Genomic DNA, 11,125 nt, shown 5'->3' on the forward strand with positions numbered 1-11,125 from the left:
ACCACTTCGATAAACGCTTGCGGATACAGACCCATGCCCAAAACAGCAACCGCCAAAATCGCCAAAATCGCAAATTCGCGGCAATTGATGTCTTTCATTTCGGCAACGTGCGGATTGTGGATCGCACCAAAAATAACGCGTTTGTACATCCACAGGGTATAAGACGCACCGTAAATCAAGGTCATGGCGGCCAACGCGCCTACCCAGAAATTCACTTTAACCGCGCCCATAATCACCATAAACTCGCCCACGAAGCCGGAAGTCGCAGGCAGACCGGCATTGGCCATACCGAACAACATCATAAACGCCGCAAACTTAGGCATCACATTGACCACGCCGCCATAGTCGGCAATATTTCGGGTATGCAGGCGGTCGTACATCACGCCGATACACATAAACATCGCGGCAGACACAAAACCGTGGGAAATCATTTGAACGATTGCACCTTTCAATGCCCAGTCATTCAGTTGGCCGTTCACAAACAGGAACATACCCAAAGTGACAAAACCCATGTGGCTGATGGAAGAGTATGCCACCAGTTTTTTCATATCGGTTTGCACCAAAGCCACCATACCGATGTAAATCACGGCAATCAGGCTCAATACGATGATCACGGGGGCAAAATAGCGTGCCGCATCCGGCATAATCGGCAGGATAAAGCGCAAGAAACCATACGCACCCAGCTTCAGCGTAATGGCCGCCAACACCATCGAACCGCCGGTCGGCGCTTCAACGTGGGCATCCGGCAACCAAGTGTGCACAGGGAACATCGGCACTTTTACGGCAAATGACAGGAAGAACGCCGCAAACAAAAGCTGTTGCACGCCCAACGGAATCTGTTTGATGTTTTGGAAATCGACAATAGAGAAGCTACCTGTCTGATAGTACAGGTAAACCATGGCAACCAGCATCAAGAGCGAACCCATCAGCGTATAGAGGAACAGCTTGACCGACGCATAGACGCGGCGCGGGCCGCCCCATACACCGATAATCAGGTACAGCGGAATCAGCATACCCTCGAAGAACACATAAAACAGAATCGCATCCTGCGCGGCAAACGCGCCGTTAATCAAACCCGACATAATCAGGAAAGCGGCCATATACTGCGCCGGACGTTTCTGAATGACTTCCCAACCGGCCAATACCACCAACAGCGTAATAAACGCATTCAAGATGATAAAGAGCACTGAAATACCGTCCACGCCCAATGCGTAGTTGATTTTCAGCAACGGAATCCACTCGTGGAACTCGGTAAACTGATAGCCGCCGCTCAAACGGTCGAAACCGGTAAACAGGGGCAGCGTTACCAAGAAACCGGCAAGCGCACCCATGAAGGCAAGCACACGCGCCAGTGGCGCACGGCTGTCCTTACCGGTCGCCAAAACCAGCACACCTGCGGCGATGGGTATCCATATTGCCAAGCTGAGTAGGTAGTTGGAAAACATAGTGGTTAACCTGTGGTTAAAATAAAAAATATAGTTGTATGGGTTGGTTTCCAGACGACATTTCAGGAGGCCGTCTGAAAAAGATTGTGTATTTTGTGTACGGCAAAATCAAGAAAAATGTATATCTGCCGTCATTCTCTTATTCTGTTGCTGTCTCAAACCTTCTTTTCAGACGGCCTCAAACACTGTCCTCTTTCTCAATCACCAAAATCCGCGCTTCGCCGCACGGATGGGCGACGTGTTCCGTGCCGATTCCTGCATAGAAGATATCTCCGCTTTTCAAACGAACGATGTGTTCTTCGCCGTTTTCTCGGTAGTGCATATCAACTTCGCCATCCATCACGGCAAACACTTCCTCGCCGTCGTTGATGTGCCATGTGTAGGGCTGGTTCGTCCAGTGCAGGCGCACGGTGATGCCGTTCATATTGGCGATGTCGAGTGCGCCCCATGCGCGAGAAGCGGTAAATTCGGCGGAACAGATGGTTCGTGTGTCCGACATAGTTTTTTCTCGCCTCTATATTTCAGACGGCCTCTTCCCTATTTTTCTTGTCAAAACCGTTATCCGAAGATTTTGACTACGCTCCGTCGGTACGGTTGGTGTCCATCTCAAGTTTAATGAACGCATCAATCATGCTGCGCCAAACTGCTTCTGCTACTTCGGGCGACAAACCGGCCTTTTCGGCATAAACGCGGCGAGAGGCAATCACTTGAGCCACCCGTTCGGGCGCGGAAACCGCCTGGACATCATTTTTAGGTTTCAGACGACCAGCCTGCCGTACCAATTTCTGCCGGCGGGCGAGTAATTCGATTAATCCCTTATCCAAACCATCGATGGCTTCGCGGACTTCGTCCAGGGTTTGCGGTAATTTGTCTTCAATCATTGTTGCTCAAATTTTCTTTTTCAGACGGCCCTATACACAAACTATAGACAGGCCGTCTGAAATCCCGCTTTTATCGGAACAATCCCCAGAATGTCATGCCGAGCAGTACCAATACGCCGAATACCATAGCGGCGGCATAGGTATAGATGAAGCCGGTTTGGACTTTGCGTACCTGCGCGGCAATCGCGCCGACCAGTTTGGCAGAGCCGTTGACGATGCCGTTGTCGATAATGGCGGTATCGCCGACTTTCCAGAAGAAAGTACCCAATGCACGCGTGCCTTTGGCAAAGACGTTGAAATACAGGGCGTCGAGGTAGTATTTGTTTTCAAACAAAACGTAAACCGGACGGAACGCCTGTGCAATTTTCGCAGGCAGGTGCGGCAGTTTGACGTACAAGAGCCATGCGCTCAATACGCCTGCGATAGCGAGGTAAAGTACGGGCGAATGCAGGCTGTGCGACACCATTGCCAATGCGCCGTGGAACTCTTCCTTCATGATGTGCATGGTCGGATGCGCATCGATATTGACGAAAATCACGTCTTTGAAGAAATCGCCGTAAAGCATAGGCTCGATGGCAACATAGCCGATGATGACGGACGGAATGGCAAGCAAAATCAAAGGCAGGGTAACGACCAGCGGGCTTTCGTGCGGATTGTCGTTTTTGCCCAAGCCGTGATGCTCTTCACCATGATGATCGTCATGATGTTCAGGCAGACTGCGCCATTTTTCTTCGCCGTGGAACACCATAAAGTATTGGCGGAACGCGTAAAATGCGGTAACGAACACGCTGGCGAGGACGGCAAAATAGGCAAAGCCGCTGCCCGGCAGGGTGCTGTATTTCGCTGCTTCGATAATCGAATCTTTGGAATAGAAGCCGGAGAAGAACGGCGTACCGATCAGCGACAAGTTACCGATCAGCATGGTCAGCCAAGTAATCGGCATGTATTTTTTCAGGTTGCCCATATGGCGCATGTCTTGGTCATGGTGCATACCGATAATCGCGCTACCTGCGGCCAAGAACAACAAGGCTTTAAAGAAAGCGTGGGTCATCACATGGAACATTGCTACGGAATAGGCAGACGCACCCAAAGCCACAGTCATATAGCCCAGTTGCGACAGGGTGGAATACGCAACCACACGTTTGATGTCGTTTTGAATCACGCCCAAGAAACCCATAAACAGAGCAGTAATCGCACCGATTACCATGATGACAGATAGCGCAGTGCTGCTCATCTCATAAATCGGCGACATACGCGATACCATGAACAGACCGGCGGTAACCATGGTTGCGGCGTGAATCAATGCAGAAATCGGTGTCGGGCCTTCCATCGAATCAGGCAGCCAAACGTGCAACGGGAACTGCGCCGATTTACCCATCGCACCGACAAACAGGAGCAAACAGGTTACGGTAATCAAAGACCATTCGACACCAGGGAACAGTTGGATAGTGGCCGTCTGAACATTAGGCAGATAAGCGAATACATCTTGATAGCGCAGGCTGCCGCCGAAATAGGCAAGCACCAAGCCGATACCGAGCAAAAAGCCGAAGTCGCCGACACGGTTGATCAAAAAGGCTTTCAGGTTGGCAAATGTTGCGCTTGGACGTTTGAAATAGAAACCGATCAAGAGATACGACACCAAACCCACCGCTTCCCAGCCGAAGAAGAGCTGGATGAAGTTGTTGCTCATAATCAGCATCAACATGCTGAAAGTAAACAAAGAAATATAGCTGAAGAAGCGTTGGTAGCCGACTTTTTCATCGTGCATATAACCGATGGTGTAGATATGCACCATCAACGATACGCCGGTGACCACAACCATCATCATCGCCGTCATTGTATCGACCAAGAAGCCGACGGAAAAATCCAAGCCGCCCATTGTCAGCCAAGTATAGACGTTCTCGTCAAACTTGGCGCGGCTTCCGTCGATAAAGCCCCACAACACATAAGCCGACAGCACGGCAGACACCGCCACGCCGAGTATCGTAACCGTATGCGCGCCGGCACGTCCAATTTTGTTGCCGAACAAACCCGCAATCAGCGAACCTGCCAAAGGTACAAGGGCAATTACCAAATATAAAGTCATATCGTTCATGATTACCCTTTCAACTCATCCAAATCGGCAACGTTGATTGTTTTTCTGTTACGGTACACCAGCACCATAATTGCCAAACCGATGGCGGATTCAGCAGCGGCAACGGTCAATACGAAGAATACGAAAATCTGTCCGGCAGTATCGCCCAAATATTGGGAGAAGGCGATAAAGTTGAAGTTCACCGCCAAGAGCATCAGCTCGATGGACATCAGCAATACCAGCACGTTTTTGCGGTTCATAAAGATACCCATTGCGCTGATACCGAACAGGAGCGCACCCAATACCAAATAATGCGTCAAGGTAATCATGCTTTGCCCTCCCCTTCCGGCTTGAGGCCGTCTGAAACTTCGCTTTCTTCGGCAGATTCGACTTGCGGTTTGACCGCTTCCATTTTCACCAAGCGCATACGGCCTTGATCGGCGCGTACTTTAACTTGGTCTGCAGGGTCCATACGTTTCGGATTGAAAGTTTTGCGGTGAACCAGCGCAATCGCGGCTACCATACCCAACAGCAGCAATACCGCCGCCAACTCAAACGGCAACAGGTAGTCGGTATAAATACGGCTGCCCAAATCGCGGATATTGTTGTAATCGGCCGGAATGTCTTTCATCAAACCAAATGCGGCAAGGTCGGTTTTCGGGTTGACCAAAATCAGGATCAGGGCAACCGCCAACAATGTGCCGACCACACCGGCAACAGGCGCATGACGCCAGAAACCGGCACGCATTTCTTCAATGTCGATGTTCAACATCATCACGACGAACAGGAACAACACCATCACGGCGCCGACGTAAACCACCACCAGCGTCACACCCAAGAATTCGGCCTGCATCAGCATCCAAATCATCGCGCTCACGCAGAAGGTCAGCACCAGATGCAAAGCGGCGTGCACAGGGTTTTTAGCAGTAACGGTACGAACCGCACCGTACAAAACGATGGCGGCAAGGATATAGAACAGAATCGCGGAAAAAGTCATTCGTCTGCTCCTTAACGATACGGCGCGTCAGCGGCTTTGCGTTTGGCGATTTCGGGTTCGTATTTGTCGCCAATGGCCAAAAGAATCGGCTTGGTCATGTGCAAGTCGCCTTTTTTCTCGCCGTGGTATTCAAAAATATGGGTTTCCACAATCGCATCAGTCGGGCAGGCCTCTTCGCAGAAACCGCAGAAGATGCACTTGGTCAGGTCGATGTCGTAACGCTTGGTGCGGCGGGTGCCGTCTTCGCGTTCTTCCGATTCGATGTTAATCGCCATTGCCGGACAAACTGCCTCACACAATTTACACGCAATACAGCGCTCTTCGCCGTTCGGATAACGGCGTTGCGCGTGCAGGCCGCGGAAACGCACGGATTGCGGCGTTTTCTCTTCGGGGAAGTAAATCGTGTCTTTGCGGGCAAAAAAGTTTTTGAGCGTTACGCCCATGCCTTTCACCAATTCGCCCAGCAGGAAGGTTTTTACTAAATTAGCCATTTTCGGATGCTCTTTTCGGATTGTTCTGTTTACAGGCCGTCTGAAAGCGGTTTTTTTAACCTGCCGCGCCCACCATTTCTAAAAACTCGGCTTCGGTCAGCTTCGGGGTATCGTTGGCCAAGTCATAATACGGAGCTTTGCAATCAATAAAGATTTGTGAGGTAGTTTCAAAGCCCGCGTTGTCGGCAAACAGCCCGGCGTTGATGTAATAATCGTTGCCAACCTGCACAAACAGGTGTGTGCCGCAGTGTTTGCAAAAACAGCGTTGCGCCCATTCGGACGACTGATAATGCGCGATGTGCTCGCTGCCTGTGATTTCGGGCGACCGGGCGGCCAAAGTAAAAGACGCGCCGCTGCCCCATGTGCGGCATTTCCCGCAATGGCAGGCGTGGAGTTCGCGGTTTTCGGCGGTTTCCAGTGATACTGCGCCGCACAGGCATTGAGCTTTCATCGGTTTCTCTCGGTTTGAAACGGTTAAAAATTTGGGGTTCAGGCTACCTGAAAACTTTCAGACGGCCTCCCTGCCCTATTTCCACAAATTCAGCGGTGAAATCATCCACACGCCCAAAACCACGATGTAGGCGAAGCCGATGGGAATCAGCACTTTCCAGCCCAAGCGCATGATTTGGTCGTAGCGGTAGCGCGGGAAGGTGGCACGGATCCACAGGTACCAGTACAGCACCGCCGCCATTTTCACGAACATCCAGAATGCGGAAGGCGTACCGATAAAGCCCCAGCTTTGCGGGAACGGAGACAACCAGCCGCCGAGGAACATCAGCGATGTCAACGCGGCAATCAGAATCATGAAAATGTATTCGGCGAGGAAGAACAGTGCGAATGCGAAGCCGGAGTATTCGACGTGGTGACCGGCAACGATTTCAGATTCACCCTCTGCCACGTCAAACGGCGCGCGGTTGGTTTCGGCAACGGCGGAAATCAGATAAACGATGAAGATGGGGAAGAGCGGCAGCCAGTTCCAAGAGAATACTGAACCGCCGGCAATACCTTTGGCTTGCGCGGCAACGATGTCGGAGAAGTTCATGCTGCCCGATACCATCACGACGCACACCAACGCGGCACTCATGGCAATCTCGTAGGAAATGCTTTGCGCGGAAGCACGCATTGCGCCCAAGAACGAATATTTGGAGTTGGAAGCCCAGCCCGCGATGATCACGCCGTAAACCGACAGCGAGGTAATCATCAGGATATACAAAAGGCCGATATTGATGTTGGTCAGCACCCATTCTTCGTTGAACGGAATCACTGCCCATGCCGCAAAAGACGGGGCTAGCGACATAATCGGACCAATATAGAACAGGGCTTTATTTGACAGCTTCGGACGGGTTACCTCTTTAAACAAGAGTTTGAACACGTCGGCAAACGGCTGAATCAGACCCCACGGGCCGGTTACGTTTGGGCCAACGCGAAGCTGCATAAAGCCGATGACTTTACGTTCGAAATACGTCAGGTAGGCAACGGTCAGAATCAGCGGAATCAGGATAATCACGATTTTGACGATGACGGATACCACCAAGCCTACGGTAATACCCAAATCGCCCAGACCGAGCGTTGCGGCAAAGAGGTTTTGGAACCATTCTTGCATGATCAAGCTCCCGCCAGTTCAATAGTGTCCATCAACGCACCCAGCGCGGCATTTTCGGTATGCAGCGGCAGATGCACCACGTTTTCAGGCAAACCGGCATCAGCTTTGACGGCAACCGATACGCTTGCGCCGTTTTGTTTGGCAACAACAGTTTGTCCGTCTTGCAGGCCCAAGCGTGCCAATGTGTTTGGATTTACACGCGCGGCAGGCACGGCGGCATGGCTGGTTTCTTGCAACGGTGCGGAACGGCGCACGATAGGATCAGTGTGATAAATACCGACGCCGCCGACACGGACGAGACGGTCTGAGGCCGTCTGAACGCCCTCCCCTGTCCATGTGCTGCAGTTATCCAGTTTGGACGGCAGACTTTCTGCATCCAGCGCATCTTTCAGAATCGCAGCGGTATCGTGATATTCAAAACCTTTCAGGTCAAACAGGTTGCCCAATACGCGCAACACTTTCCACATCGGACGCGAATCGCCGAAGCCTTGTACCACGCCGTGGAAAGATTGCAGACGGCCTTCCATATTGATGAAGCTGCCTGATGTTTCGGTAAACGGCGCAATCGGCAACAATACGTCGCACACGTCCAACAGCATTTCGCTGACAAACGGTGTAAACGCCATCACACTTTTCGCCTGTTTCAACGCGGCTACGGCTTTTGCGCCGTCCGCCGTATCGATTTCAGGCTCGACGTTGAGCAACAAGACTGCCTGTTTCGGCGCATTTGCCATTTCGGCAACGCTCTCGCCGGAGTTCACGCCCAAAACATCCGCACCAACGCTGTTGGCAGCTTGCGGCAAAATACCCAGCACTGCGCCGGTCGCGTCTGCCAGCTCTTGCGCGGCAGCATAAATGGCGGCGTAATCGGGATGGTTTTGCACTTCCGCACCCAAAATCACCGCTGCTTTTTCAGCATTTTTCAGGCTGGCGGTAACGGCGTGTTCCGCATTGGCAGACAGGTTTTTCAGACGGCCTGCCCACTCATCGGGATGTGCAGCTTCTTGAGACAGAAGCGGCATAAACAATTCTTCTTTACTGCTGGCCAATACGCTCAAGGCCATACGGTCTTTGGCGGCGCGGCGCAGGCGGGCGGTCAGGAGCGGCTGTTCTTTGCGCAAGTTCGCGCCGACTACCAATACGGCATCGTTGTCAGCCAAAGATTCAATGCTTTGTCCCAACCATTGTGCACCTTTAAGGCCGTCTGAAAGACGTTTGTCTTGTTGGCGCAGGCGGGTTGCAAAGTTTTTAACGCCCAAGCCGTCGGCAAGTTTTTTGGCCAGATACAGCTCTTCAACCGTATTCATCGGATTGGCCCAAATGCCGACTTGGTTTTGGTTGCCGTCTTTGGCGATACATTCAATCGCGCTGCGGACATATTCCAACGCGGTTTTCCAATCCACGTCCATCCACTCGCCACCCTGTTTGATTTTCGGGTTTTTCAGACGGCTTTCGTGATACAGGCCTTCGTAGGCAAAACGGTCGCGGTCGGACAGCCAGCATTCGTTGATGGCTTCGTTTTCCAACGGCAACACGCGACGGACGGTATGGTCTTTGGTTTGTACAATCAGGTTGCTGCCCAAAGCGTCATGGGCGGAAACGGATTTGCGGCGGTTCAATTCCCAAGTACGCGCGTTGAAGCGGAACGGTTTGCTGGTCAATGCGCCGACAGGACACAAATCGATGACGTTGCCTGACAATTCGGTTTCCACTGCTTTGCCGATAAAAGGCATAATTTCGGAGTATTCGCCGCGGTTGGCCATAGCGATTTCTTGCACGCCGGCGATTTCTTCAGTGAAACGAACGCAACGGGTACAGTGGATACAACGGCTCATTTCCTCGGCGGAAACCAAAGGACCCATATCCTTGCCGACGACGGAACGTTTTTCTTCGGTATAACGGCTGGTGGTTTTGCCGTAGCCCATCGCCAAATCCTGCAACTGGCATTCGCCGCCTTGGTCGCAGGTCGGACAATCAAGCGGATGGTTGATGAGCAGGAACTCCATCACGCCTTCTTGCGCCTCTCGGGCTTTTGCCGAATGCGTACGCACAATCATGCCGTCTGTAACCGGCGTGGCACAGGCGGGCAGGGGTTTGGGGGCTTTTTCCACGTCCACCAAACACATACGGCAGTTGGCGGCGATGGAAAGTTTTTTGTGGTAACAGAAATGCGGGATATAAGTACCGAGCTTGTGCGCGGCTTCAATCACCGTCGCGCCCTGCTCCACAGATACCTGTTTGCCGTCGATTTCGATTTGTAACATGGTTCGTTCCTAGTTACGGGTATTTAATAAATAATTCTTTTAGAGGCCGTCTGAAAACTTAGCACCACTTATTCGGTTTCATCGGTCCGCCGTGTTCGATGTAATGCACAAACTCATCACGGAAATGCTTGGTAAAGCTGCGGACAGGGAAGACGGCGGCATCGGCAAGGGCGCAGATAGTGCGGCCTGCCATTTGGTTGCCGACGGAATCCAGCAAATCCAAGTCTTCCATGCGGCCTTTGCCTTCTACGATGCGGTGGACGATGCGGTAAAGCCAGCCAGTACCTTCACGACAAGGCGTACATTGGCCGCAAGACTCGTCGTAGTAGAAGTAGCTCAGGCGTTCAAGGGCTTTCACCATGCACACGTCTTCGTCCATGACGATAATCGCGCCGGAACCCAACATCGAGCCTGCTTTGGAAATCGAGTCATAGTCCATATTGGTCTGCATCATGATATCGGCAGGCAACACGGGCGCGGACGAACCGCCGGGAATGACGGCTTTAAGTTTTTTACCGCCGCGCATACCGCCCGCCATTTTCAGGACTTCGGCAAACGGCGTGCCCAACGGCACTTCATAGTTGCCTGGACGCTCGACATGACCGGAAATACAGAACAATTTGGTACCGCCTGCATTCGGAATACCTTTATCGGCAAATGCCTGTCCGCCGTCACGGATAATGAAGGGGACGGAGGAGAACGTTTCGGTATTGTTGATGGTAGTCGGTTTGCCGTACAGGCCGAACGAAGCAGGGAATGGTGGTTTAAAGCGAGGCTGGCCTTTTTTGCCTTCCAGCGATTCGAGCAATGCGGTTTCTTCGCCGCAAATATATGCGCCGTAGCCGTGGTGGGCGAAGAGTTCAAATTCAAAATCCGAACCCAAAATATTTTTACCCAAAAAGCCTGCGGCACGCGCCTGCTCCAAAGCGGCTTCAAAACGTTGGTAGCCTTCGAAAATTTCGCCGTGGATGTAGTTGTAGCCGGCTTTCGCACCCATCGCGTAACCGGCGATAATCATGCCTTCAATCAGGGCATGAGGATTGAACATGATGATGTCGCGGTCTTTAAATGTACCCGGCTCGCCTTCGTCGGTGTTACAAACCACATATTTTTCGCCCGGGAAGGAACGGGGCATAAAGCTCCATTTTAAACCGGTCGGGAAGCCCGCACCGCCACGACCGCGCAAGCCAGAGGTTTTGACTTCGTCAATCACATCGGTTTGCGAGATGTTTTCGGACAGGATTTTACGCAGGGCGGTATAACCGCCACGTTTGACGTATTCGTCCAATGTCCAGCAATCGGGATTGGCGGTATCCACTTGGTCAAAAATCACGCCTGATTGGTAAATAGCCATTTTTGGTGTGCCTGTT

Annotated in this window: 11 protein-coding genes; all 11 read right to left on the minus strand. The window is 52.0% G+C overall.

The window, feature by feature from the left end; translation table 11 throughout:
- The coding region (locus tag ACTHS3_RS01680) for an NADH-quinone oxidoreductase subunit M (protein WP_440366961.1) at positions 1-1,445 on the minus strand (1,445 nt) is incomplete at its 3' end.
- Positions 1,446-1,623: 178 nt separating this feature from the next.
- The gene (locus ACTHS3_RS01685; RefSeq protein ID WP_070624921.1) at positions 1,624-1,944 is read right to left on the minus strand and encodes a cupin; all 321 of its coding nucleotides are present in this window, start codon (positions 1,942-1,944) and stop codon (positions 1,624-1,626) included.
- 76 nt (positions 1,945-2,020) lie between these two features.
- The gene (locus ACTHS3_RS01690; protein WP_070624919.1) at positions 2,021-2,326 is read right to left on the minus strand and encodes a chorismate mutase; all 306 of its coding nucleotides are present in this window, start codon (positions 2,324-2,326) and stop codon (positions 2,021-2,023) included.
- Positions 2,327-2,396: 70 nt separating this feature from the next.
- Positions 2,397-4,421: an NADH-quinone oxidoreductase subunit L gene (nuoL, locus tag ACTHS3_RS01695; protein WP_070624917.1), complete on the minus strand. Its 2,025-nt coding sequence runs from the start codon at positions 4,419-4,421 to the stop codon at positions 2,397-2,399.
- 2 nt (positions 4,422-4,423) lie between these two features.
- Positions 4,424-4,729, minus strand: a complete 306-nt coding sequence (gene nuoK, locus ACTHS3_RS01700; protein ID WP_003747881.1) for an NADH-quinone oxidoreductase subunit NuoK — start codon at positions 4,727-4,729, stop codon at positions 4,424-4,426.
- Positions 4,726-5,397 carry an NADH-quinone oxidoreductase subunit J gene (locus ACTHS3_RS01705; protein ID WP_070624915.1) on the minus strand — a complete coding sequence of 224 codons (672 nt, stop codon included), beginning with the start codon at positions 5,395-5,397 and terminating at the stop codon, positions 4,726-4,728. Before ACTHS3_RS01705 ends, nuoK begins: the two co-directional genes overlap by 4 nt.
- Positions 5,398-5,408: 11 nt before the next feature.
- Complete coding sequence (gene nuoI / locus ACTHS3_RS01710) at positions 5,409-5,888, minus strand: NADH-quinone oxidoreductase subunit NuoI (protein WP_003747878.1); 480 nt, start codon at positions 5,886-5,888, stop codon at positions 5,409-5,411.
- 55 nt (positions 5,889-5,943) lie between these two features.
- Positions 5,944-6,339, minus strand: coding sequence for a GFA family protein (locus tag ACTHS3_RS01715; protein WP_003676990.1), 396 nt, complete (start codon positions 6,337-6,339; stop codon positions 5,944-5,946).
- Between the two features lie 75 nt (positions 6,340-6,414).
- The gene (gene nuoH, locus ACTHS3_RS01720; RefSeq protein WP_002228932.1) at positions 6,415-7,491 is read right to left on the minus strand and encodes an NADH-quinone oxidoreductase subunit NuoH; all 1,077 of its coding nucleotides are present in this window, start codon (positions 7,489-7,491) and stop codon (positions 6,415-6,417) included.
- Between the two features lie 2 nt (positions 7,492-7,493).
- The gene (gene nuoG / locus ACTHS3_RS01725; protein WP_150540565.1) at positions 7,494-9,755 is read right to left on the minus strand and encodes an NADH-quinone oxidoreductase subunit NuoG; all 2,262 of its coding nucleotides are present in this window, start codon (positions 9,753-9,755) and stop codon (positions 7,494-7,496) included.
- 58 nt (positions 9,756-9,813) lie between these two features.
- Positions 9,814-11,109: an NADH-quinone oxidoreductase subunit NuoF gene (gene nuoF / locus ACTHS3_RS01730; protein WP_003686543.1), complete on the minus strand. Its 1,296-nt coding sequence runs from the start codon at positions 11,107-11,109 to the stop codon at positions 9,814-9,816.
- Positions 11,110-11,125 lie beyond the last annotated feature (16 nt).

The sequence above is a fragment of the Neisseria sp. P0009.S007 genome (assembly GCF_051962515.1).